Origin of the sequence: Ensifer sp. Root558 (assembly GCF_001427045.1) — a bacterium.
Lineage (GTDB): Bacteria > Pseudomonadota > Alphaproteobacteria > Rhizobiales > Rhizobiaceae > Ensifer > Ensifer adhaerens.
Genome location: NZ_LMGC01000036.1, coordinates 33,016 through 58,821 on the forward strand (window position 1 = coordinate 33,016; position 25,806 = coordinate 58,821).

Here is a 25,806-nt window from a genome sequence, read left to right on the forward strand (position 1 = left end):
GCGTTGCACTCTCTTTGGGGTTGTGGCAGTTGGGAGCGCATCATGGAAGCCAGCAGAAATGCGGGTCAAACGAACTGCATTGCCGTTGCAGAATGCGAGGCGCGAGCCGCCCTTGAGCGCATTCTTGCCGACAGCCAGTTTCACGCGACCGAGCGTCATCGCAAGCTGTTGCGGTACGTGGTTGACGAGTTTTTCGCTGGCCGTTCGGGCCAGGTGAAAGCCTACACGATCGCCATTGACGTCTTCGGACGGCCCGCCTCCTTCGATCCTGCGACCGATCCGATCGTGCGTGTGGAAGCGTCGCGCCTGCGCGCGGCCCTGGCGCAATATTACGAGGCGCTCGGCGAAAGAGCGGAGCTTCGCATCGAGCTGCCGAAAGGCAATTACGTTCCGCAATTCGTGATCAGCGGTGAGCCTTTGAGAGGGGTGCTCGAGAGCACGACGCCGGTTGCTGAGGCGGCAGCCGAGCAGCCCATCGAGCTCGCGATTGCGCCTGCCGTTCTTGCCCGCAAATGGCGCCCGCTTGCGGGCTTCGCGGCACTTGGAACCGGCGTGGCGGTCATGGCCGGGGCCTTCTACGTGTCCATTGCCGACCACCTTCCCTGGCAGCCGGTTTTCTCAGCCAAGCCGACGATCGTCGTTGACGTGCCGACGCGGCAGGGTGCCGACGACGACGTGCAGAAGAAGGCGGGTGACTATCTGGTCCACGCACTCTCGCAGTTTTCCGCCGTCCGCACCCTTGCGCCGGTCTCGCCCGCGGGTGTCGACGTGGCGTCGATAACCGGGTGGGTTTCGTCCGCGCCGCCGGTCAAGCTGCAGGGCAGCAAGGAATACAGGCTTTCCATCGCCTACAGCACCGACGAGCGCCGGCATGAGGTCTCCTGGCAGGTGATCGATGTGCAAAGCAACGAGGCGTTGAGGTCCGGCAGCTCGAAGGTGGCGCTCGACAGCGGCGACGCGCAGGAAATACAGGAAAAGCTGCTTTCTCGTCTGGCCCTTTCGCTTGCCGGCGAAGAGGGCGTCATTGTCAGTCTGGAGGCTGCGCGGCAACTGGTGACGCCGTCGATCGGCTTCGGCTGCGTGCTTCAGGCGGATGTGGCACTGGCGCGGATCGACCCTGAGGGACTGGTTTCGGCCCACGGCTGCCTTGAAAAATCCGTCGCCTACCAGGCCGCCGACGCCGATGTTTTGGCGAGCTTGGCGATGGTGTTGGTGGCAACCGGCGAAGCGAGCGCCGCGCCGACGGTGGCTGAGCGTGCGCTGAAGCTCGCCGACAAGGCCGTTGCGCTGGCACCGCAATCGAGCCAGAGCTACGTCGCCCAGATGCAAGCGCGCTTTGCAGCCGGCGACAGGGAAGCGGCGTTCATTTCCGGCCGGCGCGCGGCGGCACTCAATCCGCTCGACGACGCCATTCCGGCGCGGCTAGGCCTGCTGCTTTTCGTCAGCGGCGCCTATTCGCAAGGGGTGAATCTGGCCCGTGTGGCGGATGCCGGCAGCGAGTATCTTCACCACGATGCCGCGCTGACCCTGGCGCTGGAAGACTACCGCAGCGGCCGCTACCGCGAAGCGCTGAGGCGCGCACGCGAACTTGCCAATCCGGCGGACATGGCGGTCAATCTCCTGCGCGTGGCAGCGGCAGGCCAACTCGGCCTGACGCGGGAAGCGACCAGCGCCTTGGACGGATTGCGCCTGAACGAAACGCGCGCGTCGCAGCCGTACGATACGGAACTGATCGCTCGCGGCTACGCGCCGGACCTGATCGCGTTGCTCGATGACGGTCTCGCCAAGGCCGGCTTCGCCCAGCAGTAAGGCCGGGCCCGAGCCCCTTTTAGTTTTCGGCGGCGACCCGGATCACCAGCTTGCCGAAATTGCGGCCGTCCAGCAGACCGATGAAGGCTTCCGGCGCATTCTCGAGCCCGTCGACGATGTCTTCGCGGTAGCGGACTTCGCCGCTTTTGATCCAGCCGGCCATCTCCTGATAGAAGAGCGGCCTCTGATCGGCAAACTCGCGCTGGATGAAACCCCGGATGAGCAGGCTCCGGCTGAGCACTTCGCGCATGACGCCGGGCAACCGGTCGCTCCCGGCTTGCGCGCCTGCGGGCTGGTTGTAGTGCGCAATCAGGCCGCAGACGGGCACGCGAGCGAAGTCGTTCAACAGCGGGAACACCGCATCCCAGACATGACCGCCGACATTCTCGAAATAGACGTCGATGCCTTTGGGGCAGGCGGCGGCGAGCTGTTCGGCGAAATCAGGCGCGCGATGATCGATCACCGCGTCGAAGCCGAGCGTGTCGCGAACGAAGGCGCATTTGTCCGCACCGCCGGCGATCCCGACTGCGCGCGCACCCTTGATGCGGGCAATCTGCCCGACCGCCGAGCCGACGGCGCCGCTTGCAGCCGCCACGACGACCGTTTCGCCCGGCAGCGGTTTGCCGATCGTCAGCAGCCCCGCATAGGCGGTGAAACCGGGCATGCCGAGAATGCCGAGTGCCGTCGAAAGAGGTGCGGCCGCCGGATCGAGCTTGCGCAAGTCAGTACCACGCGACAGCGCATAGCTTTGCCAGCCGGAGTGGGAAAGAACGAAATCGCCGTCGCTGAAATCCGGGTGACGCGAGCGGAGGACGCGGGCGACCGTGCCGCCCTCCATGACAGCGCCGATCTCCACCGGCTTGGCATAGGAGCGGCCGGCATTCATGCGGCCGCGCATATAGGGGTCGAGCGAAAGGTAGAGGATCTTCAGGAGAACCTCGCCTTCCGCCGGCTCCGGGATAGCCGTTTCGACGACGCGGAAATCGCTCGGCACCGGTTTTTCGGATGGCCGCGCGGCAAGCAGGACCTGGGTATTCTTGCTCATAGTCTTTTCCTCCTGTGCGTGTCCCGATGCCCCGCGGCGGCTGACGCGCGACGAGAAGCTCTTTTCGCATGAAACGAAACAAAGGCCTACAGACGAGTTTTGAGCCGCAAACGGCTCCGCGGGCTCGCCGCTGCGGACGAGCCCGCGGAAAATGCGAAAGCGTCTTACGCTCAGGCGGCGTCGATCGCTTGTCTGAGATCGGCGATGATGTCGTCCGAATGTTCGATGCCGATCGAAAGCCTGACATAGCCGGGCGTCACCCCGGTCTTTAGCTGGTCGATCTCCGACAGCTGCGAGTGCGTCGTCGTGGCTGGATGAATGGCCAGTGAGCGGGCGTCGCCGATATTGGCGACATGGTAGAGCAGTTTCAGCCCGTCGATGAAACGCCGGCCCGCCTCGCGACCGTCCGTCAGCTCGAAGCCCACGAGCGCGCCATAGTGGCCGTTCAGCAGATATTTCCCGCCGCGTGCCTTCGCCTCGCCATCCTGGAACTTCGGGAAGATCACCCGCGCCACCTTCGGGTGGGTGCGGAGGAACTCGGCCACCTTGATGGCATTCTCGTTGTGCTGTCGGATCCGGAGCGGCAGCGTTTCCAGACCCTGGATGAACTGGAATGCGTTTAGCGGGCTGATCGCGGCGCCGAGGTCGCGCAACAGCACCGCGCGGGCGCGCAGGATATAGGGATGAAACGCGATCGCGGCCGCTTTTTCGAGCCAGGTCTTGCCCTGGTAGCTCGGGTCAGGCTCGTGCAGGTTCGGATGGCGCGCCTCATGCTCGTGCCAGGGAAACTGGCCGCTGTCGATGATCGCGCCGCCGATCGAGGTACCGTGCCCGCCGATGTATTTTGTCGTCGAATAGACGACTACCGCAGCGCCGTGGTCGAAGGGCCGGATCGTCAGCGGGGCCGCCGTGTTGTCGACGATCAGCGGAATGCCGAAGCGCTTGCCGATCTCGGCGACCTCGGCGATCGGAAAGACTTCGAGCTTCGGATTCGGCAGGGACTCGGCATAATAGGCACGTGTCCGGTCGTCCGTCGCCCGGGCAAACGCCTCGGGATCAGCCGCATCGACGAAACGAACCTCGATGCCGAAACTTTTCAGGGTGGCGGCAAACAGCGCCCAGGTACCGCCATAAAGGCCGGCGGCGCTGACGACGTTGTCGCCGGAGCGCGCAAGGTTCAGGAGCGCGAAGGCCGATGCCGCCTGGCCGGAGCCAAGTGCCAGCGCGGCTGCTCCCCCTTCGATCTCCGCCAGCCGCTGCTCAAACGCGTCTTGCGTCGGGTTGGAAACGCGGGTGTAGAGATGCCCCGGCGCCTCCAGCGCAAAGAGCTTGTCGGCGCCGTCGGTGCCGGGCAGTTGATAGGAGGTCGTCTGGTAGATCGGCACGGCGACGGCGCCGCTTGCCGGATCGAAACGATAGCTGCCGCCGTGGAGCGCCAGCGTTTCGGGATGCAACCGCCCGCCGGCTTCGCGCAGGCCGTTCGGCGTCTTGATCTCGACTGCCGGTTCTTCCGGCTTCTGATGGATCGTCATGCCATTTCTCCTTGGCTCTCAGGTTGATCGGCGCTGTCCGGTTGATCAGGCGGGCACGGCCGCCTTTGGCTGTTCCAGCAGGTCTGCGTGGTGCGCGGCGGCGACATCGGGGTGCGAGCGCAGCCGGGATTTCAGCACGTTGCGGCCGACCTCGTGGAAGAGCGGGTTCTGCGGATCCTGGGTGACGCCGCGGACCTCGGCTGCAAGCTGTGGCGGGAGATCGAGCACCGGGATGGTCGAAGCGAGATTGGCGCCGAGGAAGAAGGCGACCGAGAGCCGATCGCCGCCAGCTGGCGGCGTTACCACCCGGTGGATGTTGGCGAGCAGATAGCCGTTCGATGCCAGTTCCAGGAGTTCGCCGACATTGATGACGAAGGTGCCGCGCTTCGGCGGTGCGTCGATCCAGCCGCCCTTGCCGTCGTCGACCTGCAGTCCGCCGACCACGTCCTGCAACAGGATGGTGACGAAGCCGCCGTCCTTGTGGGCGCCGACGCCCTGATCGCTTTCGGTCTTGTCGCGGCCGGGATAGCGGATGATCTTCAGCAACTGGTTGGGGCCATCGCGATAGATCGGCCCGAAGACATCGGGCTTCTGCCCGAGCGCTTCGGAGAAAATCTCGATCAGCCGGATGCCGAGCCCGGTGACGGCTTCGATATAGCCAAGGATCGCAGGCTTCAGTTCCGGCAAGGCGTCCGGAAACTGGTTCGGGCCGACAAGCCGCTTCCACGGCGCATCGCCGGACGCGATATTGAGGCTCTGGCGCTCGGGACCAAAGTCGACCTGTTCGCGCCAGTCCTGCGTGCCGCGCGTGTATTCGAGGCCGGCGCGATTGTAGCCGCGGAAGTGCGGCGACTTGCGCATCTCGATCGCCAGCTTGTCGTCCTCCGGCAGCGCGAAGAAGCGGCGCGAAAGCGAGAGAATGCCGTCGATTTCGTCCTGCGGGATCCCGTGGCCCTCGAGATAAAAGAAGCCCACCGAGCGGGCAACGCTGCGCAACTCGTCGAGCGCTGCGGCCCGCTCGGGGTGGCCCGCCGCAAAGCGCGAAAGGTCAAGGACGGGCAGGGTTGGATTTGTCTGGCTCAAGCTGGTCTCCCTTTGTCGTTCAGGCGGTGGGCCAGTCGATAAGGGCCCTGCGCCGGTTCGCACATGATGGGAGAAGCCTAACCGGAGGTGGCTCGCTCACTCAATATTGTCTATGGAAATTATGGACTAAATTTCAACGAAAGCGTGAAGCGCGCTTTCGAACGGAACTGGTTTGCGGGGAATATCCGTCCCGGTCGTCTGCTTTACGGATTCCCTGAGCTGTCTCATGCGTGCGAGAGCAATGATCGTTCGGCGACGAAATCCGCTTGCGGCGAAGCGCGGCGAGCGGCAGACGCTAGGCCTAACAACGACCAAAACCCCGCTTCGCCTTCGGCCAAACGGGGCTATCTTCGTGTCATCGCTCAATCGCAAAGCCACCGGTCCGCGCAGGCGGACCAATCGCGGGATGACGGCAATCCCAAAAGCGGCGTGGAACTCAGCAGCGGCCGAGGCTCGGGCGCGTCAGCAACTCGTTGGTCAGATGCGCTCTCTGGCTGCCGCAGTCCTCGGCCTCCTTGAGCAGCGATGCGAGCGCGAGTTCGAGACAGTATTGCACGCCTTCGACGTTGAGGGTCTTGGCGGAGTCGCGCGCATAGGTGACAAGACGAGCCAGTGCCAAGAGCTCCTTTTCCTTGTCTTCCGGTTCTACCGGCACAGCAAATGAAGATAGCATAATTTTCCCCAGCTTCCTTTGGATCCGCAGATCCAGCCCACCGTGGCCAATCATAGCGTGACTTCGCGGCATTGCGCGTGACATGAGCGTGACACACGTTGTATGTGAAAACCACATCCTTAAGATGAAGCGTCAGGTTGACCGAACAACCTCTTCCACATGCTGGTAGAATTGAATTTCCAGCCTTGCGATGCAACCGTCCGTTGGGTTGGCGCGTGTCGCAGTGCGTCCAGTAAATGTCGCGCGTCGATGCCCTTCTGGTCGACATATTCGCTCGCGAGCAGCGCGGTGAGACGGGCGGGGTCCGTCCCCGCCGGCAGTGCAACGCGCGCGACGATGCCCGCCCAGTTGCGCTCCTTGTAGAACATGGCGGACGCCGTCGCGCCCATCGATGCGATGAGCGCTGGGTCAAGGGCTTGGGTCTGCGAGAGGCGCTTGAGCGTCGCATCGACGTTGACCAGCGGGAGTGTCAGCGGCAGATAGCCGAGTTCGGCCGGGCCGTGGATCAGCGCAACGTCGGCGTCGTCCACGCGGGCTCCTTCGGCGTATTGCCGGTAGATCTCGCCAATGCCGACCATGCCGAAGGGCGCGCATTCCACCGCGCGCAGCGCGCCCATGCTGGCCGCGCCGAAGACCTGCACGCCCAGCGACAGCGCATAGAGGATTTCCTTGTGCCAGACGGGCGCAACATTCTCGAAGTTGCCGTCGATAAGCCCGATCGCGGTTGCACCGCCCTCAACTGCGCGCAGGACGTCGCCCTGAACGGCAGGCGGGAGGATTAGGACGCTCTTGTCCGCCGCGTTTCGTGCGTCCGGCAGCGTCGGGCCAACAAAGACAACGTTCATCCGGCCTCCAGAGCACGGGCGAGCGCGCGTTCTCCGAAGCGACGCTTGCGCAGGCCGTCGGGATTCTCGAGGGCCGGAACGATGACCTTGACCACCGAGAAAGGTGCAACGCCTTCCATCAGCGGAACGACGACAACCGTCCGGATGCCAGCCGCTTCAAGCCGCAGCAGTACGTAATCGAGCAGCGCCTGAGGCCCGGCCGGGGCATCGGGGGCCGCCACGCTTGTCCGGAGCGGCACGGCGGCAAACAGGCCTCGCGTTTCCTCGGGAAGGTCGCGGGTGAAGGTTTCCGGAAACACATCGTCGCGGGCGCCGCTGATATAGGTAAGCCGCGACTGGGCGGCCTCGGTCACGGCACGGATGGCGGCGCGCCGCGCCACGGGGTGGGCACCGTGGCCGATCGTGACGTCGTGATAACGCGGCTGCCTGGCCGAGAGAATGCCCGCTTCGGCGAGGGTTGCGGCATAACAGGGGATGCCGATGTCGCTGGTCATGTCGAACAGGCGCAACTCCAGACCTGAAGAGGCGATCCGTTCCGTAAGGGCATCGAGGACAGGATCCTCGAAACTTCCCGGATCGATGCAGCTTCGGTGCTTGCCGTTCAGCGGCAGCATTCGCCACAGCGTTTCGGCGTCGCGCTCGATGCGCTCGAGCAAGCCGTGCAGGGTCGCCTCGACCTCGGTGTTGCCCGAGGCCAGGCCATCGGAGGACTGCCAGTAACGATAACCGACAATGGTCCGGTCGAGGATTGTCGCTTCGCGCGGAACCCAGGTGGTTGCGCCGTCAAAGAGGTCGAAGCCACGGAGCCAGTCGATCGTTTCGTCGTCCTGAAGGTCCGCTTGCCCCGCCGAGATGAGCCCCGGCAGATGCAGCGTTCGACCGCCCGTTTCGGAAAGAGCCCGGCTGGTGGCCGTTCTTGTCGGGGCCGACGGCGCGCAGGCTACTGCCCGCTCGATCGCCTCCATGGCCGCCGAAACCTTGGCGTTAACGTCGGTGATGCCTTTTCCCTGGTTGATGACGATCGATCGGGCGTTGGGCGACACGGCGCTCCACACGGGAATGCCGAGCCGGTCGAGGCCGGTCAGCCGCGCAAGCCGGGTGACGCCGAGCGCCGGCAGGAATGCCTCGATCCGCCGGAACGTTTCTTCTGGCGGGCAGGCGCGATCGCTGTAGGAAAGCGGCTCGGCCGCCGGACGGCTGGAATGCTCGTCCGACGGCCGGCCAGTTTCAGCGGCTTGTGCCACGCGTGGACTAGCCGTCCATGAACCCGCCGGAAACGGAGCCGGACGAGGCCGCAACCACGGCGAGATTGACGCCCTTGTGCACCATTGCCCCGCTGTTGTTACGCAGGTCGTTGGCCGCAGCCAGCGGCCCCTGCGTCGGCGTTGCGATCTGCGAGACCGTGCCCGCATCCAGATCCGCAACCCAAAGCCGGTTGTCACCCGCCAAACCGATCACCACTACTTTTGCCATTTTCCCCTCCTGGCCGTTGCTGATGTGAGAAATCAGAAGCCCGCCTTGCGCAGGCCCTCGCAATAATGAACGCGCTGCCATTCTTCCCTAAAGGGAACGATGGTCATCCACTTGTCGAGATCAAAGTCCGGATGCACGTCGAAAGTCTTACGGACGAACTGGCGCGCTTTTTTCCGGTTGCCGAGCATGCCCCAACTTGCCGCCGACAGCCGGTCGGCAGGGGTCGGATCGCGCATGCGCTCGATATAGGCGATCGCCTGCTCATACTGGCCAAGCGAGTAACTGGCGCCGGCCGCGGTCCAGAAATATTCGTCCGGCGCAATCGGGTTGAGATCGATTGCTGCCTGGATCTTGCGCAGGCCACCCTCGGGGCGCGAAGCTTGCACCAGCGTGTCGGCGTAGCTCGCGATCACGTTGGCGTGCTGAGGGCTCAGCGCCTCCGCCTTGTCATGGTATTCCATGCTCTCGTCGAACTGTCTCAAGTAGAGCTTGACGACGCCAAGCTCGCGATAGCCCGTTGCCAGCGTGTCGTCGGCCACCACCGCATCGCGCGCATGCCGTTCCGCAAGCGCCAGCAGCTCTGCGTCGCCGCGGGCTGTCAGCAGCCACTCGAAAAAATAGCTGCGGGCGAGCCCGCTCATCGCCGGCGCAAAGCCGGAGTTCTCATAGAGCGACTGGCGGAAACTCTTGCGCGCGCGCCGCAGCTCCGGAAGGTTGAGCTGCTTGAGATAGCGCTGTCCGAGCAGGAAGCTGCGGTAGGAGCCGACATTGGTCTCGTAGGTCTGGCGATGGGTCTCGTTACGCTCCACCTGGTTGGCGATCGCCAGTGCGATCTGGCGGGCAATTTCCCGCCGTGAGGCCATCAGCCCGTCGCCATCGAGATTGAAACGGTCGGCCCAGATCACTTCGTCATTGCCAAAGAAGATCAGTTGCGTGAAGAGCGTCAGCCGGCTGCCTTCGTCGGTCAGGCGCGTGTCGAGAATGTAGCTGATGGCGTGCTTCTGGTAGGTGCTGGCCTTGTCTGCCTGCAGGCTGATCTGTGCGGCCGTGTAGGGCGCGATCACCGAAACCGAGCGAAGCGCGCAAAGCCCGATCGTCACGTCCTCGATCAGGGCGCTTGCAAATTGTGTTGCCGGACTGTCGATCGCGCCGTTGTTCGGCGGCAGAAGGACGACGCGCGGCGGGCGCGAGTCGGCAGCCGACTCCGACGTCGGCGCGATTATCGTCGAGATCGACCGCAATTCCGGCCTGCTGATCGCGATCGCGCCGCCGCCATTCGAGACAGCCCGCGCTTCCAGATGGTAGCCCTCAAGCTGAAACGCCTGGGTCAGGATCTTGCGCACGTCCTCGTCGAGCGGGTTGCGCTCGAGCAGCCGGGTCGCTGCCGCCTTGACCAGCTTGCGATGATTGTTCGTCGCCTCCGCTGCCGCGAGAAGCAGGCTTTCGCGCAGCAGCGCCATATGCTCGCCACGCTGCCGCTCGATCCAGCCATGCAGCGCCTGCCCCTGGGACTTCAAGTCCTTGAGGAAGTCTTCCTGGAAGGTTTCGACGGCCCACTGGAGACGGGAAAGTGGATCGCCCGCCTCACGCCCGATGGTATCGAGGTCGCTCTTGAGCCGGCTGGCGTCGAAGCGCACGGCCGACGGCGAGAAACTCAGGAAGTGACAGCCGAGTTCTTCCTGGCGCGCGCTGATGCGGGAGACCGTCTTGCGCAGATTGACGAAGGCCTGGCTCGGGACGATCTCGTCCCAAAGGAGCTTGGCGACATCGTTTCTGGACTTCTCGCTATGGCCGCCGACGATCAGATGACACAGGATCAGCAGACCCTTTTCGGGAAACGCTACCTCACGCCCGCCGTTATCGACGAGCCGCAAGCGCCCGAGGGTCTGCAGTCTGAATGTCATCCGGTCATTCCTGTCGGGCGCGGGTGCTTAGCCGTGCAGGTCCTGAGCGTGGCTCGTGCTTGAGCGGACGGTCTCGGTCTCCGGCGTCTGGGCAACGGCGGCGACCAGCGAGATGATCTTCTTGCGCAGCACCGGGTCCGTGATCTTCAGGAAAGCGCGGTTGAGCGCGATCCCTTCCTTCGACGAAACGAAGGACGAGATTTCGCTCGGCTCGCGTGTTGTGTCGCCGTTGCGTGCGCCGGCAGGGTCTTCACCCTCCTGGAAGAAGAAGCTCGGGTGCACGCCGAGGATATCGGCGATCGCCTGCAGACGGCTCGCGCCGATGCGGTTGGTGCCTTTTTCGTACTTCTGTACCTGCTGGAATGTGATCCCGAGACCGTCGGCCAGCTTCTCCTGGCTCAGTCCGGCCATCAACCGACGCATCCTGACGCGGGAACCGACAAAGACATCGATCTGGCTGGGGGCTTTCGTGTTCACTTGTATTTCCTCCGCACGTAGGAGTGGTCAAATCATACATATGAGTTTGCTTGAATAAATGACTCTATGCAATCACTACGGGCTAAAACACAAAGATTTGCGACGCTTTAATGAATTTGCCCGGGGAGACGGGATAGCGACCGTCGCGATCGGGACAGAAGCGGGCAACCTGAAGGACCGGGGAGGGGCGGTGAAACGGCATGCGCCCCTGCGGCGCTCCGAATCGTTCCGGTATCCGGCATTTGCTGCGGCACGTTCCGCTCCGTTGTGTCTAACTTCTCGGTGACCCGTTACGGTCGCCGTTACTGTTACGTACTTGCGCTGTGGCGATGGGCAAAGATGTCTATGGCTCAATCAGTTCCGGTGCCAGCTTCGGCTTCAGTCGTTGCGGGCGCGGGTCGGCCGCCCGGGATCTCGGAGAACCGTAATGCGCAGACTGACACTCGCCTTCACCCTCCTCGCGATTGCCGCGGTTCCGGCGCAGGCCGGGCCGGCAACGACGAGCGCCTCAGTCAATTTCCGGGAAGGACCGGGAACCGGCTTCAACAGTCTGGGGACGATCGCCGAGGGAACCGAGGTCGATGTCAAGGAATGCGACGATGCGGGCACCTGGTGCGCGGTAAGCTTCAATGGCCAGAACGGCTTCGTGAGCGGCAAGTACCTGAACGATGCCGATCCCAAGGGGCTCGGTTGGCCGCGCGCCTACAAGACCGATAGTGGCGCGACCATCACGCTCTATCAGCCGCAGATCAACGCCTGGAAGGATTTCACCGAACTCGATGCGCTGATCGCCGCCGAATACAAGCAGTCCGACGACGCCAAGCCGATCTTCGGCGTGGTTGGCGTTACCGGCAAGACCGATGCCGACAGCGCCTCCGGCCAGGTCGTCGTTTCTGATATCAAGATGACCGAGATCAACTTCTCCGTCCTCGACCGGAAGGAACTGGCGGATCTGACGCTCGAGGTCGGCAAGCTGATGCCGGTCGGGACGATCACCATTTCGGAGGACAAGCTGACGGCGAGCCTCGCCGACTACCAGCGGCTCGGCAATGTCGAGGGGTTGAAGGCCGACGCGCCGCCGATCTTTATCAGCAAGAAGCCGGCGATCCTGGTGCAGACCGACGGCAAGGCCGTGTTTGCCCCGGTCAAGGGCGTCGAGGGGCTCTCCTTCACGGTCAACACCAATTGGGATCTGTTCAAGGTCGAGGCTGACGCCACTTATTACCTGCGCAACGACAAGTCATGGCTGCAATCGAAGGATCTCGCCTCGGGATGGCAGTCCGCCTCGTCGCTTCCCGACATACTCAGCAAACTGCCGGACGACGACAACTGGAAGGATGCCAAGGCGGCGATCCCGCCGCAGGCGGACAAGGTGATCGTGCCCGACGTGATCTATTCGGACAAGCCGTCGGAACTGCTCGCCTTCGACGGTGAGCCGAAACTCGAACAGGTGCCGGGCACCGGTCTCAAGGTTGCGACCAACACCGAGAGCGACGCCTTTTACCGTGACGCTGACTCAAGCTGGTACATCCTCGTATCCGGTCGCTGGTTCGCGAGCACCGCGCTCGACGGCCCCTGGACCTTCGCGACGCCCAAGCTGCCGCAGGACTTCCAGAACATTCCGCAGGATGCCGCCTATTACATGGTGCGCGCGTCCGTTCCCGGTACCTCCGAAAACGCAGAGGCGCGGCTGAAGGCGAGCATCCCCGAAAAGGCGCGTGTCTCGCTCGATGGCTCCGTCACGGTGGACGTCGCCTATAGCGGCGACCCGAAGTTCGAAACGATCGACGGGACGTCCCTGACCTACGCGGTCAACACCAACGAGACCGTCATCAAGGTCGGCGACAAGTATTTCGTGCTGAAGGACGGGGTCTGGTTCGTCGGCGATGCACCGACCGGGCCGTTCGCTGTGGCAAAGGCGGTGCCGGACGAGATCTATACCATCCCGCCGTCGTCGCCGATCTACAATGCCACCTATGTGCGCATCTACGATACCGAGCCCGACGCGGTCTGGTTCGGCTATACGATGGGTTACCTGGGTGCCTATCTCGCCTGGGACACCTTCGTCTACGGCACCGGCTGGTACTATGACGACTATTGGGATTACGGCTGGGCCGGTGGCGGTTACTGGCCCTATTATCCACGCCCGGTAACCTATGGCGTCGGCGCCTTCTATAATCCGGCCATCGGTACGTTCGGCCGCTATGGATATGCCTACGGGCCCTATCGCGGCATTGCTGCCGGTGCGGCCTACAATCCGCGCACGGGCACCTATGTTCGCGGCGTGGCCGGCTACGGACCGAACGGAGACCGCGGCTTCGTCGCCGCCTACAATCCACGCACAGGCAACGCGGCGATCGCTCGCGGCGGACATAACGTCTACGGAAGCTGGGGCACCGCGTCCGTCAAGCACGGATCCGATTTTGCCCGCATCAGCGGCGGCTCGACCGCCAATGGCGCCGGCGTCAATTGGCGCACGTCGGACGGGAACCATGGCTTTGTCGCCGGCGGCAAGGGCGGCGACGTCTATGCCGGCCGTGACGGAAACGTGTATCGTCGTGACGACGGACGATGGCAAAAGCATACGCCCGACGGTTGGCAGCCAGTCCAGAAGCCTTTGATCCAGGATAGGACCAAGGCGGGCGAGCAATTCTCCGCCAATCATCCGGATGCAGCGGAGAACATCAACCAGAGGATCGAGACGCGGCAGCAGGCCGGCCAAGGTGTGGCGCAGGCTGCCCGCGAGCGTGCCCCCGACCATCTGGCGATCGACAATATCGGCCGGCAGCTCGGCAACCAGCGCAGCTTCGAGCGGCAGTCGTTCGATCAGCGGCCGCTGAATTTCCCGACCGGTGGCGGTGGCGGCTTTGACCGCCCGGGCGGCTTCGGGGGCGGCGGCTTTGACGGCGGCGGTTTCCAGGGTGGTGGTGGATTTGGCGGTGGGGGTGGCTTCCATGGTGGAGGCGGTTTCCACGGAGGCGGTGGGTTCCACGGTGGCGGTGGCTTCCGTCGCCGCTGACCGCGTCGCATTTGGCGTTGACGCAACAGCCCGGTGGTATGTTAGCCTTTGTAAAGATTGGGAGTCGTGCCGGTCGGGGGACGGGCATGTTCGTCGGGGGTGATGAGAATGGGCTGTGTCGGGTCGTCGGGTCGCTTGCTTATGGGGCCGCTCTTTGGTCTCCTTGCTTTTCTTTCCGCTGTTTTCGGGCTGGTTTCGCCAGGGCTGGCGCAGGAAGCCGCGCCGGCGGCTCCGCCCGCAAAGGTCCAGCAGCTGATCCAGCTTCTCGATGATCCGGAAGTGAAACAGTGGCTGTCGACGAAACAGGCCCCGCCCGCCACTGCGGCCGAAGCTCCGGCCGGAACGCCCGCAACCGGTGTCGTGGCGCGTTGGACCGCCGAAATCAGGCGTCATCTGACCGGCATCGGCAACGCCGTGCCGCGTGTCCTTCCGGAAATGCAGGCGGCGCGCCAGCGCCTTTCCGGCGACATGGAGAGCCATGGCGCCGCTCCCATCCTCAAAGGGTTTTTCCTGATCCTGGCGATCGGCTACGGCGCCGAATATCTCCTGCGCTGGCTGCTCGGACGCAGCCTGAAGGGGGCGGTGCTGACGGGGCCGGCCCGCACCATGCTCACACGGCTTCTGCCGCTTATCGTTTTTGCGGCTGCCAGCATGTCGGTGCTGGCGATCGCCGACTGGCCGACGCGGCTGGAAACGACGATCGCGCCGCTGCTCGGCGCCTGGATCGGAGCACGCCTTTTGATGATCATCGCCTCGGCGGTCCTGACGGGGGGACCGGTCAACGAGGGGAATGCGGACGGGCGAGGCGGTTACCTCTCGCTCACGCCCGATGAGGCCAGCTTCTGGCACCGGCATGCCCTATGGCTGATCGGTAGCGGGGCGCTCGTCTGGGGTGTCGGCGACGCGATGAGCGCGTTGTCGATTTCCGCGGACGTGCGCAATCTCATCACCGCGCTTCTTGGGCTCGTGGTCCTCGCGCTCGGGATCCTCACAGTCGTGCGGCGTCCGGTGGGGGCCGTCGTCGGTTCGCGCCGTATCGTCGGCAACGTGTTCCTGGTTGCCTTCCTGATCGTGCTTTGGCTGCTTTGGGTCGCCGGCATGGACGTGCTGTTCTGGATCGGCCTTTACGTGATCGGCTTGCCGCCGCTGCTGCGTTTCACGAGCGCCTTTACCAAGACGATGCTGGATAGCTCGGCAGAGGACGATCCGCGCGTGGTGCGCAACATCTTCATCGAGCGCGGGGCACGGCTGCTGGTCATCGCGCTTGCCGCCGGCTGGCTGGCGCTCGTCTTCAAGGTCAGCGCCACGTCGATGATGCAGGACGACGCCTTCAATCGGGTGTTCCGCGGCGTCCTGGCGGGTATCGTCATCCTGCTGGCTGCAGATCTGGTCTGGCAGCTCGTCAAGGGTTTCATCAACCTGCGCGTCAAGCAGGCCAATCACGCGACCGAAGACCCGGCCGAGCGCGCCCGCAACACCCGCCTGATGACGTTGCTGCCGATCCTGCGTAACTTTCTGGCAGCCTTCATCGCGATCGTGGCCGTGCTGATGGTGCTCTCCGGCCTTGGGGTGGAAATCGGCCCGCTGATTGCCGGCGCCGGTGTCTTCGGCGTGGCGATTGGCTTCGGCTCGCAGACGCTGGTCAAGGACGTCATCAGCGGCATCTTCTACATGATGGACGATGCCTTCCGCATCGGCGAATACATCCAGAGCGGCAGCTACAAGGGCACGGTCGAATCCTTCAGCATTCGCTCGGTCAAGCTCCGGCATCATCGCGGTCCCGTGTTCACGGTGCCTTTCGGCTCGCTCGGCGCGGTGCAGAACATGAGCCGCGACTGGGTGATCGACAAGTTCCTGATCAACGTTTCCTTCGATGCCGACGTCGCCAAGGTGAAGAAACTGGTGAAGGGCATCGGCGCCAAGCTGCTCGAAGATCCGGATATCGGGCCGCTGATCCTGGAAACGGTCAAGATGAAGGGTGTCGAGAACTTTGGCGACTACGGCATGACCTTGAGTTTCGCCATGAAGACGAAGCCGGGGGCACAGACCCAGGTCCGGCGCCGGGCGCAGGTGATGATCAAGGAATCCTTCAAGGAAAACGGCATCAACTTCGCCTCGCCGACCGTGCAGGTGGCGGGCGACGAGCAGCAGCAATCCGTCGCCGCGGCCGCCGCGACCCGCGACGCCATCGCCAAGAAGAATGCGGCCGCCGCGCTTGGCGAAGGCGGTCCGCCGCAGGAATAGCATTTCGGCAACAGGGTTCTCGGGCTGGGGGCTGACATGAAACGCGTTCTCTTGGGGCTGCTGCTTCTCGTGTTCTTCACGGGAAGCGGCGCCTTGGCACAGTCGAATGAGCAATTCCTTCGCTCGATGTTCGTCCCCCACAAGGACGACTTCGACGGCATGGAAAAGCGGCGCGTGATCCGCATCATCGTGCCTTTCAGCAAGACCATCTATTTCCTCGATCGCGGCCAGCAATTGGGCACGGCCGTCGACTTCGGAACGGCGCTCGAACACGAACTCAACAAGGGGAGGAAGAAGCAGATCGACAAGATCCGCGTCGGGTTCCTGCCGATGCCGCGGGCGCGTCTGCTCTCGGCGCTCGAAGAAGGGCTTGGCGATATCGTCATGGCCAATCTGACGATAACCGAGACGCGGCTTGCAAAGGTCGATTTCACCGCGCCGCTGTTCGACGAAGCCAAGGAGGTGCTGGTCACCGGCCCTTCGGCGCCGGCGATCACAAGCGTCGACGATTTGAGCGGGCAGGAACTGCATGTGCGCCGATCGAGCAGCTATTACGAGCACCTGGCGGCGCTCAGCGCCGGCTTCGAAAAGGCCGGTCGCGCGCCGATCACGCTGAAGGACATGGATGAGAACCTCGAGGACGAAGACGTCCTGGAGATGATCAATGCCGGCCTGCTGCCCTGGACGGTCGTCGACAAATACAAGGCGGACATCTGGGTGAAGGTGTTCACCGACCTCAAGGTGCGCGACGACATCGTCGTTTCCGACCACGGGGAGATCGCCTGGGCGATCCGCAAGGACAGCCCCAAGCTTAAAGGTGTGCTCGACGACTTCGTCAAGACCCACAAGGTCGGGACGACCTTCGGCAACATCCTGAGGAGCACCTATTACAAGGGCGACAAGATGCTGAAGCGCGCCTATGCGCCAGCCGATGTCGAACGTTTCAAGCAACTCGTGGAAATCTTCCGCACGCACGGGAAGACCTATTCCTTCGACCACCTGATGCTGATGGCGCAGGGCTACCAGGAATCGCAGCTCGATCAGTCCCGCCGCAGCCACAGGGGCGCGGTCGGCATCATGCAGTTGCTGCCATCGACCGCTGCGGACAAGGCCGTCAACATTCGCGGCATCGATAAGGACGAGAACCTCAACGTCGAAGCGGGCTCGAAATATCTGCGCTACCTTGTCGATACCTACATCGACGACCCGGCCGTCACGCCGAAAAACCAGATGCTGTTTGCCTTCGCGGCCTACAATGCCGGACCGGGGAACCTGCGCAAGTTCAGGGCCAAGGCCAAGGATATGGGGCTCGGCCCGAACCTCTGGTTCGGCAATGTCGAGAATGCGGCGGCGGCGATCGTTGGGCGCGAGACGGTGCAATACGTCAGCAATATCTACAAATACTATGTCGCCTATAGCCTGCTCTCGGAGCATGATACGGAAACCACGGTCGAGAAGGCCGGCAGCACAGGGGTGGCTGCAACGCCTTAGCGAACGCGGCGGCGCGATCTGGCCGCGCTGGAAGAAGAGAAACGAAACAAGGAGTGGCAGGCACGGAGCGGTCCACGGACGGCGATGGGGCTGCCAGGTGATCATGGTGAAAAACATCCGCAGCCTTGGCGGGCTGTTTGGCCTGCTTGCTCTGTCCGCGGTGACGCTTGCGGGCTGCACGACGCCGGACCTGGAGCCGATCCCCGGCAGCATCACCTATGGCGGGCAGCCGCGCACGAAGCTGACGAAGGCGCCCGTCGGCAGCATCGTCCCGCACCGCTTCACGAGCGGCAACAGCTTCGTTCAGGAAACCTATGTCATCGAGCCGGACCGTTCGCTGAAACTGATCCGCCGGGACTACTACGATTTGCCGATCGACCGATGAACCGCTGGCGGTCGGGCCTGGTATCCCCTTGGCTGCAGATGGCGGCGCGGACGCATGCTTTCCTCTCCCGCGCTCCCACCGGAAAGCGGCAAGCTCCCGGCGCGGTCGGTTGACAGGCCGCCGCGGAGAAACGATAGCTCGCTGCGGATGAAGATCGCCTTTTACGCACCGCTGAAATCCCCTGACCATCCCGTGCCTTCGGGTGATCGCTTGATGGCGCGCATGCTGGTTGCAGCACTCCGTGCGGGAGGGCACGAGGTCGCGGTCGTCTCGGACCTGCGCAGCTTCATGGCGGCCGCGTCGGACGTAGATTTTCGTGAACTGGAGCAAGCGGCGGCAGGTGAGATCACCCGCCTCCGGCAGGGCTGGATGCGCGACGGCGCCCCCGATCTATGGTTCTGCTACCATCCCTACTACAAGGCGCCGGACCTGCTCGGCCCTTCGCTTTCCGCCGAATTCACCATCCCCTACGTAACGGCAGAAGCCTCCTACTCGGCGCGGCGAAACGAGGGCGTGCGCGCGATCGCCCAACGCCACGTGCTCCAGGCCATCGAGCAGGCGGCAGTCAACATCTGCATGACGCGCCGGGACCGGGATGGCCTGCTGGAGGCCGCGCCCGACTGCCGCCACGCGATGCTTGCACCCTTCATCGATGCGGCCCCTTTCGTGCCGGGCGGCGGAAGCACGGATGACCTCTGCCGCATGGTCGTAGTCGCCATGATGCGCAGCGGCGACAAGCTGGACAGCTACCGCATGCTGGCGCAATCGCTGACACACATCGCCGATAGCCGCTGGACCCTGACGATCGTCGGCGACGGTCCGTGCCGCGACGAGGTGCAACAGGCCTTCTCGGCCTTGCCGTCCGACCGGCTGGACTGGCGCGGCGAAAGGAGCGCTGCCGATCTGCCGGCTATCCTTGCCGGCAGCGACCTCTACGTTTGGCCGGGCTGCGGCGAGGCCTATGGGCTTGCCTATCTCGAAGCTCAGGCGGCGGGCCTGCCAGTCGTTGCGCAGAATACCGCCGGCGTGCCGGAAGTGGTCAGGGACGGCGAGACAGGGATCCTTACGCCCGACGGCGATGCCACCGCCTTTGCGGCGGCGATGCGCGCGCTGATAGAGGATCCGGTCCTTCGGCGGAGATTGGGTACGGCTGCCGGACGGTTCGTCCACGACGAACGTTCCTTCCCTGCCGCGGCGCGGCGGCTGCGCACGATATTTGACGAGCATCTGGAGGCGACGGCATGAGACGACCCCATTGGCAGCAGCTTGCCGTCGCGCTCGACCGCGTGGCCGCGTCCGGTCGACAGGTTGATTTCTGGCTGCGGGACGACGACGCCGCCGAGCCGACGGCAGGTCTCGACCGCCTGTTGTCGCTGGTTGACAAGCACCTGGTTCCGGTGGTCATCGCCGTGCCGCCCGCGCTGACGGGCGAGGCGCTTGCGCGCCGCCTCGATGGACATGCCGGCGTCAGCGTCGCGGTGCACGGCTGGGCGCACCGCAACCATGCTCCGCCCGAGGAAAAGAAACAGGAACTCGGCGCGCACCGGCCACGCTCAACGGTTCTCGATGAACTCACGGAGGGTTACGCGCGTCTCCAGGCGCTGTTTCCGCGCAGCTTTGTGCCGATGCTGGTGCCGCCGTGGAACCGGATCGACGGCGCGCTTCTGGATGACCTGCCCGGGGTCGGTTTTGCGGCGCTGTCGGTCTTCGGTCCGGAAAAACCCTCGCTCTTCAAGCTCGTCAACACCCATGCCGATGTGATGGATTGGCAGGGAACACGCGGCTGCCGCGAGCACGCGGCGATTGTAGCAGACATCATCGCCAGGCTAAGGCAGATCTGCGGTGACGATGAAAAGAGGCGGGATCAGGCCGGGCGAACCATCGGAGTGCTCACCCATCATCTGGTTCACGACGCCGGCGTTTGGTCCTTCATGGAGGAGCTCTTCACGCTTACGGCCGCGCATCCGGCCTGTCGCTGGCGGACCGGAGCCGACCTCATAGCTTAATGATCCTTTCGCTGGCGGAAGCGTAGTTTGGCCAGCTGCCGCGACAAACAGTAGGGACGCTTGCCGCCATGTCAGGGAGGCGCGGCCGTCGGATGCGACGGCCCATGTTTTGCTGGAACACCACCTCAGCCGCTACCGGGTACGACAGTGTCGTCATCGTTGTCCGGCAGCAACCCTGAACCGGGGGTCTTGGTCTTGTCGGTCAGTCGATCCTTTGCATGAGGACCTGCGGTTGGAAGATGCTGCCCACCCGACGGATCCTTGCCGGTTTCCTCGATCGCCTGCTGGGCCTTCTTGTCCTTGGTCATGCGGTGCTCCTTCTTTGGAAAGAAGGAATCCACGAGGCGTGAAATAGTTCCGGCCCGAATTTCGGGTAAAGGACATCCCGACGCGATTTCAGATGCTCAATCGAGCTCGACGATCTGTCCGTCGCGGGCGGCAAAGGCGCCGGGGAATGTCGCCTGGACATCGCGTTCCATGGCGGCCAACGCCTCATCGGTGCGCGACGGATCGTGGTGGAACATGGCGAGCTGCTTGACGCCGGCGGCCATCGCCAGTCGTGCGCCATGCATGCCGGTCGAGTGTCCGTAACCCTGAAAATGCTCCATCTCGCTTTCGAGATAGGTGCAGTCGTAGACGAACAGGTCGGCCCCGGCGATCAGTTCGAGCACGCCGGGATCGAGGACGCCCGGCTCGTGCTCGGTATCGTAGACGAGAGCGACGGCGCGGCCGTTCCATTCGATCCGATAGCCGACGCAGCCACCGGGATGGTTGAGGCTCGTCGTGCGGATGGTGACGCCGGCACGCGGGGTCAGCACGTCACCGGGTTTGAAGTCCATGCCGTCGAGGCTCGCTTGACAGATGTCGGGATCGACCGGGAACCATGGTGGGCGCATGAAATCGCGGATCATCTCCCGCGTGGTCATAGTGCCGTGCAGATGGCCAGACCAGAAGCGCACCGAATTGCGACATTTGTAGATGGGTTTGAAATAGGGAAGACCGATAATGTGGTCGTAGTGGCTGTGAGTGAAGAACAGATCGAACTCTTCGACGCCTTCGGCGATCAGCGCATAGCCAGCCTCGCGCAGGCCAGAGCCGGCATCGAACAGCAATACGTCCTTGCCGCATCGAATTTCGATGCAGGATGTATTTCCCCCATAGGCGACGTATTGTTGGCCGGAGACCGGCAAACTTCCTCTTACGCCCCAGAACCGCACTCGAAAGTTGTCGTCACGCATTCAGTTTCGGCTTCACTACGCACGCTTGGACCATTTTGATCCTTGTGTGACTGTTAAACAAGCACAGATGGCCACACCCCTGCAATGCCATGGGTTATTATTTGGAAACTAACCATCGCGTCGCCAAGTCCCCCTCCGGCCAAATCCGCTCCTCGCCTATCTTCTAGGCTGCAGAAACGGACTGAGGTGTCTCCTTGGTAACAGCCAATGAAACTTTTTGTTGCGCTCCCGCGTGAATTATCTGACGAACGTTAAGGGCGAGCGAAGATCGAGGCGCTGATGGCTGAGGCAATGGAAGGCCGATTTTACGATAGCGTGCCGTTGTTCGACGCCTTCGAAGGCGTCGCGGACGAAGCGAATTACCGGCCGTTGCCGGACGGCTGGCTGCTGGCCGTGGCCGATATCGTCAACTCGACCGGTGCGATTGCCGACGGCCGCTACAAGACGGTCAACATGGCCGGCGCCAGCGTCATATCCGCCCTGATGAACGTGCTCGAAGAAAAGACGATGCCCTTCGTATTCGGGGGGGATGGCGCCTTGGCGGCGCTGCCGGCATCAATGGCCGACAGGGCCCGCGACGCGCTGGCCGCGGTGAAGACCTGGGTGGCGGAGGAACTTGACCTTGAGTTGCGGACCGCGCTCGTTCCGGTCAGCGACATCCGCCAGCACGGGCTCGACATGCGTGTCGCCCGCTTCAAGGCCAGCGACGAGGTTTCCTACGCGATGTTTGCGGGCGGCGGGGCAAGCTGGGCCGAGGCGGCAATGAAGGCCGGGCGCTATCACGTCGCGGCAGCGCCTGCCGGCAGCCGGCCGGACCTGACCGGCCTTTCATGTCGCTGGAACTCGATCGAGTCCTGCCACGGCACGATCGCCTCGATCATCGCGGTGCCGGGGGCGAAGGGCAACGGACCGGAGTTCCAGGCGCTGATCGCCGACATCGTCGCGCTTGCCGACGAGGAAGATCGCGGCGGGCACCCCGTTCCCGAGCTTGGGCCGACCGCGCGGCTCTCGTTCCAGGGGATCGACATCGAGACGCGTGCGGCCGCTCCGCGAGGGCGACGTTTCCTGAAACGTTGCATTATCACCGTGCAGACGCTGGCACTTTTCGTCTGCCTTCGCATGGGCTGGAACTTCGGTCCTTTCGATACGAACCGGTATCGCCGCGACCTTGCCGACAACACCGACTTCCGTAAATTCGACGACGGCCTGAAAATGACGATCGATATCAGTGCCCCGTGCCTCGAACGGATCGAGGTGCGGCTGCAGCGGGCAGAGGCAGAGGGCGTCGGACACTATGGCCTGCACCGGCAGGATTCGGCGCTGATGACCTGCATCGTGCCGACGCCGATGACCCGCGACCACATACACTTCGTCGACGGCGCCTCTGGAGGCTATGCGGTGGCGGCGAGCAATCTCAAGGCCGCGCTGGCGCGCAACAAGGCTACTCAACCCTTTGCGGGTGGCGCCGGCTAGCTGTTGTGGCCACAGGGATGCGCACGACCGTTGCGCTATGCCTTGATAATGTGGCTGCCCGTCAGGCCGTTTCGATGGAAGACGTTGCGGGTATCGACGACGAGCGGCGCCCACTTGGCGAGGGCTGCGTAGTCCACCTGGTCGTGGTCGGTGGCGATCAGCACGGCGTCGAACGCCGCCACCGTGGGCTCGTCGAGCGTCACTGAACGCCGGCCCTTCAGAGCGGCATATTCGCGCGTCGGCGGGATCTCGGTAACGTAGGGGTCGTGATAGGCGGTGTGGCCGCCGCGCTCCTCGATCAGTTCGATCAGGCGCAACGATGGGCTCTCGCGAATATCGGGAACGTTCTTCTTGTAGGCGAGGCCGATGACGAGAACGGTGGAGCGGCTGAGCGCCTTGCCGGCGTGCCGGTCCAGCGCCTCGGCCAGTCGGCTGACGACGTGGCGCGGCATGGCCGAGTTGATCTCGCCGGCAAGCTCGATGAAACGCGTCGGCAGTTCGTATTCGCGCGACTTCCAGGTGAGGTAAAAAGGGTCGATCGGAATACAGTGGCCGCCGAGGCCGGGGCCGGGATAGAACGGCATATAGCCGAACGGCTTGGTTTTGGCGGCCTCGATCACTTCCCAGACGTCGATGCCCATCGCCTCGTAGACAATCTTCAATTCGTTGACGAGCGCGATGTTGACCGAGCGGAAGATGTTTTCGGTGAGTTTCACGGCTTCCGCCGTGGCGTTGGACGAGACCGGAACGACCGTCTTGACCACGGAAGCGTAGAACGCCTCCATCAGCTTTGCCGCCTCGGGGCCGTCGCCGGCGACGACCTTCGGAATGCTCACGGTCTCATAGACCGGGTTGCCCGGGTCTTCGCGCTCGGGTGAAAAGCCGACGAAAAATTCGGCGCCGGACTTGAACCCGGTTTCCTCGAGGATGCTGCGCACGATGCCATCGGTCGTACCGGGGTAGGTGGTCGATTCCAGGACGATGAGCTGCGCGGGACGCAGGGTTGCGGCGATCGCGCGCGACGTCTTTTCGACAAAGGAAAGGTCCGGGTCGCGATATTTGGTCAGGGGCGTCGGCACGCAGATGATGATGACGTCGCAGCCGGACAGTTCGAGGAAATCCGTCGTGGAACGGAAACGGCCAGCACCGCTCTCCCGGGCAAGGACAGCGTCCGAGACCGCCCCGATGTAGGACTTGCCCGCATCGAGCGCGACGATCTTGCCGGGATCGATGTCGAAACCGATGACGGAATAGCCCGCGCGCGCTGCCGCAATCGCCAATGGCAGGCCGACATAGCCGAGCCCGATGACGCCGGCCTTGGCGCTCCGGGCGGAGATGGACGACAGCAGGCTTTCGAAATGAGGTGAGGTCAAGTTTCGGTTCCGGATCTCGTGGACAGACAGGCGCGGCGCGCGAACATGTCGTGGTTTGTTGGAGAGAAACAAGCCCCAAGTCAAGCGAGGCCCGGCACCAGGGCCGCTGGCAGGCCGTTGAGCCGGCTATCAAATCTTCATGCTGCAACAGGTCGGAAAAATCTTCGTTCGCCTCTGGAAATTGGCGGCGCGCGTGAATATCTCCAACATATAAGTGCCGCATTCCGGGTGCCTGCACGTCATCGACGCCGGAATCGGTTGGAGCATTTTCTTAACGGGCACGGCTCATCATCATCCACCGCGAACATGAACCGGCAAATTGCCGGGGCGTTCGCCGTCTCCGGATGCTGACGCGGGACGGTCTGTCATGCGAGGACGCGAAATGGGCCCGACGAACGACAACGTATCCGAAATCCTCATCGACAAGGTCGCCGACTGGCTGATGCGCACATCGCTGAGCGACGCGCCGCTGGAGACGATCGTCAAAGGCTTCTGCGAGCGGCTGGCGGCCGCCGGCTTGCCGCTGATGCGCGTCCATCTTTCCTTCTCGATGCTGCACCCGCTTTACGATGCTCTGGGCTTCACCTGGGTGCGCGGCAAGGGCGTGGAGGTCAGCGGCCTTCGGCACGAGGAACTGGCGCTTAATCCCGAGCGGTTCCTGCAGAGCCCCTACTATTACCTGCTCAACAACAATCTCGAGCATGTCCGCCGGCGCATCTACCAGGATACCCCGTCCGAATTTCCGATCTTCGACGATCTGAAGGAGCAGGGTGCGACGGACTATCTCGCCTTCATGCAGTCTCTCGGCGCCGATTCCGGCCACGGCATGGTCGGATCCTGGACGACCGATCGGCACGGCGGCTTCACGGACGATGTCATTGGCGCGCTTTTGAAGCTGCAATACCATCTGGCAGTCGCCGCGAAGATGGCGGTGCTCGGCAAGCTCGCCGACAACATGCTGACCACCTATCTCGGCTCCAGCGCTGGCCGGCGTGTGATGAGCGGCCAGGTTCGCCGCGGCGACGGCGAGACCGTGCGCGCCGTCCTCGTCATGGGCGACATGCGCCGCTCGACGATGCTGGCAGAAAAGGAAGGGCGTCAGTCCTATATCGAGACCCTGAACACCTATTTCGATGCGATCGCAGCCCCCTTCAATCGCAACGGTGGCCATATTCTGAGCTTCGTCGGTGACGGCTTCATCGCCGTCTATCCCTGTGGGCGCCACAAGGAGCCCTCGGAATTTGCCGCCCGCGAGGCCTTTGCCGCCGTGCGCGCGGCAACCGCACGCATGGACATGCTGAACGGCGAGCGGCGCAAGCAGGCACGCGATCCGATCGGCTACGGCATCGGTCTGCATGTAGGCAACGTGATGTTCGGCAATGTGGGCCTGCGCGACCGGCTGACGTTCTCGGCCTTCGGCTCGGCCGTCAACGAAGTCCAGAGGTTGCAGAACCTGACCAAGAAATACGCCCACAGCGTCGTCGCGAGCGAAGCCTTCGTCAATTATTGCGGCGGCGACTGGACGGCCCTCGGCCAGGAAAAGCTCCGCGGCGTGCGGCAGAAATTCACGATCCTCTACCCCAACGACGCTGCCTTGCTCGCAAGGGCCGATGAACGATTCGACGACGTGTTGCAGGATGGACTTTCCGAGGCGGAGCATGTCATGCTGCTTCATCGCAATACGCGTCCGCTCCAGCCGCCGCGCGGCCTTATCGACAAGATGCTTCAATAGGGGG

General features: G+C 63.6%; 21 protein-coding genes. 9 read left to right on the forward strand and 12 right to left on the reverse strand.

Annotated elements, in window-relative coordinates:
• Positions 1–42: 42 nt before the first annotated feature.
• Complete coding sequence (locus tag ASD63_RS29695) at positions 43–1,809, forward strand: hypothetical protein (protein ID WP_060530240.1); 1,767 nt, start codon at positions 43–45, stop codon at positions 1,807–1,809.
• 19 nt (positions 1,810–1,828) lie between these two features.
• Here the strand turns inward: ASD63_RS29695 and ASD63_RS29700 are convergent, their stop codons facing one another.
• The 9 genes from ASD63_RS29700 to ASD63_RS29740 all read right to left on the reverse strand — a co-directional run bounded on the left by ASD63_RS29700 (position 1,829) and on the right by ASD63_RS29740 (position 10,841).
• Positions 1,829–2,854 (reverse strand): NADP-dependent oxidoreductase, encoded by a 1,026-nt coding sequence (locus tag ASD63_RS29700; protein WP_034799157.1) that lies wholly within the window; start codon positions 2,852–2,854, stop codon positions 1,829–1,831.
• A gap of 170 nt (positions 2,855–3,024) precedes the next feature.
• A complete protein-coding gene (locus ASD63_RS29705; protein WP_082573023.1) occupies positions 3,025–4,386 on the reverse strand; it encodes a PLP-dependent transferase in 1,362 nt (453 codons plus the stop codon).
• Positions 4,387–4,431: 45 nt separating this feature from the next.
• The gene (locus ASD63_RS29710) at positions 4,432–5,469 is read right to left on the reverse strand and encodes a 2-oxoglutarate and iron-dependent oxygenase domain-containing protein (RefSeq protein WP_034799159.1); all 1,038 of its coding nucleotides are present in this window, start codon (positions 5,467–5,469) and stop codon (positions 4,432–4,434) included.
• 436 nt (positions 5,470–5,905) lie between these two features.
• On the reverse strand, positions 5,906–6,142 hold the full coding sequence (locus ASD63_RS29715) for a hypothetical protein (RefSeq protein WP_034799160.1): 237 nt from the start codon (positions 6,140–6,142) through the stop codon (positions 5,906–5,908).
• Positions 6,143–6,261: 119 nt separating this feature from the next.
• On the reverse strand, positions 6,262–6,987 hold the full coding sequence (locus tag ASD63_RS29720) for a TfuA-like protein (RefSeq protein ID WP_034799163.1): 726 nt from the start codon (positions 6,985–6,987) through the stop codon (positions 6,262–6,264).
• A complete protein-coding gene (locus tag ASD63_RS29725; RefSeq protein ID WP_082573024.1) occupies positions 6,984–8,231 on the reverse strand; it encodes a YcaO-like family protein in 1,248 nt (415 codons plus the stop codon). The genes ASD63_RS29720 and ASD63_RS29725 overlap by 4 nt, the downstream gene beginning before the upstream one ends.
• Before the next feature lie 7 nt (positions 8,232–8,238).
• Positions 8,239–8,460 (reverse strand): hypothetical protein, encoded by a 222-nt coding sequence (locus ASD63_RS29730; protein WP_034799164.1) that lies wholly within the window; start codon positions 8,458–8,460, stop codon positions 8,239–8,241.
• A 32-nt stretch (positions 8,461–8,492) separates the two neighbouring features.
• Positions 8,493–10,364 (reverse strand): hypothetical protein, encoded by a 1,872-nt coding sequence (locus ASD63_RS29735; RefSeq protein WP_060530241.1) that lies wholly within the window; start codon positions 10,362–10,364, stop codon positions 8,493–8,495.
• Between the two features lie 27 nt (positions 10,365–10,391).
• Complete coding sequence (locus ASD63_RS29740; RefSeq protein ID WP_034799168.1) at positions 10,392–10,841, reverse strand: helix-turn-helix transcriptional regulator; 450 nt, start codon at positions 10,839–10,841, stop codon at positions 10,392–10,394.
• A 427-nt stretch (positions 10,842–11,268) separates the two neighbouring features.
• On the opposite strand from ASD63_RS29740, the gene ASD63_RS29745 reads away from it, so the two are divergent.
• The 6 genes from ASD63_RS29745 (at position 11,269) to ASD63_RS29770 (ending at position 19,986) form a co-directional block, all read left to right on the forward strand.
• On the forward strand, positions 11,269–13,860 hold the full coding sequence (locus tag ASD63_RS29745; protein WP_051659487.1) for an SH3 domain-containing protein: 2,592 nt from the start codon (positions 11,269–11,271) through the stop codon (positions 13,858–13,860).
• 141 nt (positions 13,861–14,001) lie between these two features.
• Entirely contained in the window at positions 14,002–16,104 is a 2,103-nt protein-coding gene (locus ASD63_RS29750; protein ID WP_060530242.1) for a mechanosensitive ion channel family protein, read from the forward strand.
• 36 nt (positions 16,105–16,140) lie between these two features.
• On the forward strand, positions 16,141–17,595 hold the full coding sequence (locus ASD63_RS29755) for a lytic transglycosylase F (RefSeq protein WP_060530243.1): 1,455 nt from the start codon (positions 16,141–16,143) through the stop codon (positions 17,593–17,595).
• A 103-nt stretch (positions 17,596–17,698) separates the two neighbouring features.
• Positions 17,699–17,980: a hypothetical protein gene (locus ASD63_RS29760; RefSeq protein ID WP_034799172.1), complete on the forward strand. Its 282-nt coding sequence runs from the start codon at positions 17,699–17,701 to the stop codon at positions 17,978–17,980.
• Positions 17,981–18,127: 147 nt separating this feature from the next.
• The gene (locus tag ASD63_RS29765) at positions 18,128–19,225 is read left to right on the forward strand and encodes a glycosyltransferase family 4 protein (RefSeq protein WP_034799173.1); all 1,098 of its coding nucleotides are present in this window, start codon (positions 18,128–18,130) and stop codon (positions 19,223–19,225) included.
• Entirely contained in the window at positions 19,222–19,986 is a 765-nt protein-coding gene (locus tag ASD63_RS29770) for a polysaccharide deacetylase family protein (protein ID WP_034799174.1), read from the forward strand. Before ASD63_RS29765 ends, ASD63_RS29770 begins: the two co-directional genes overlap by 4 nt.
• Before the next feature lie 125 nt (positions 19,987–20,111).
• On the opposite strand, the gene ASD63_RS29775 is transcribed toward ASD63_RS29770, so the two are convergent.
• Both ASD63_RS29775 and ASD63_RS29780 read right to left on the reverse strand, forming a co-directional pair.
• On the reverse strand, positions 20,112–20,294 hold the full coding sequence (locus ASD63_RS29775; protein ID WP_060530244.1) for a hypothetical protein: 183 nt from the start codon (positions 20,292–20,294) through the stop codon (positions 20,112–20,114).
• 96 nt (positions 20,295–20,390) lie between these two features.
• Complete coding sequence (locus tag ASD63_RS29780; protein ID WP_043613689.1) at positions 20,391–21,224, reverse strand: MBL fold metallo-hydrolase; 834 nt, start codon at positions 21,222–21,224, stop codon at positions 20,391–20,393.
• A gap of 279 nt (positions 21,225–21,503) precedes the next feature.
• On the opposite strand from ASD63_RS29780, the gene ASD63_RS29785 reads away from it, so the two are divergent.
• Positions 21,504–22,697, forward strand: a complete 1,194-nt coding sequence (locus ASD63_RS29785) for a DUF3095 domain-containing protein (RefSeq protein WP_034799177.1) — start codon at positions 21,504–21,506, stop codon at positions 22,695–22,697.
• 35 nt (positions 22,698–22,732) lie between these two features.
• Here ASD63_RS29785 and ASD63_RS29790 read toward each other — a convergent pair whose 3' ends face one another.
• A complete protein-coding gene (locus tag ASD63_RS29790; protein ID WP_060530245.1) occupies positions 22,733–24,070 on the reverse strand; it encodes a nucleotide sugar dehydrogenase in 1,338 nt (445 codons plus the stop codon).
• 382 nt (positions 24,071–24,452) lie between these two features.
• Here ASD63_RS29790 and ASD63_RS29795 point away from each other — a divergent pair, with 382 nt between their 5' ends.
• A complete protein-coding gene (locus tag ASD63_RS29795; protein ID WP_060521782.1) occupies positions 24,453–25,802 on the forward strand; it encodes an adenylate/guanylate cyclase domain-containing protein in 1,350 nt (449 codons plus the stop codon).
• Positions 25,803–25,806: the final 4 nt, after the last annotated feature.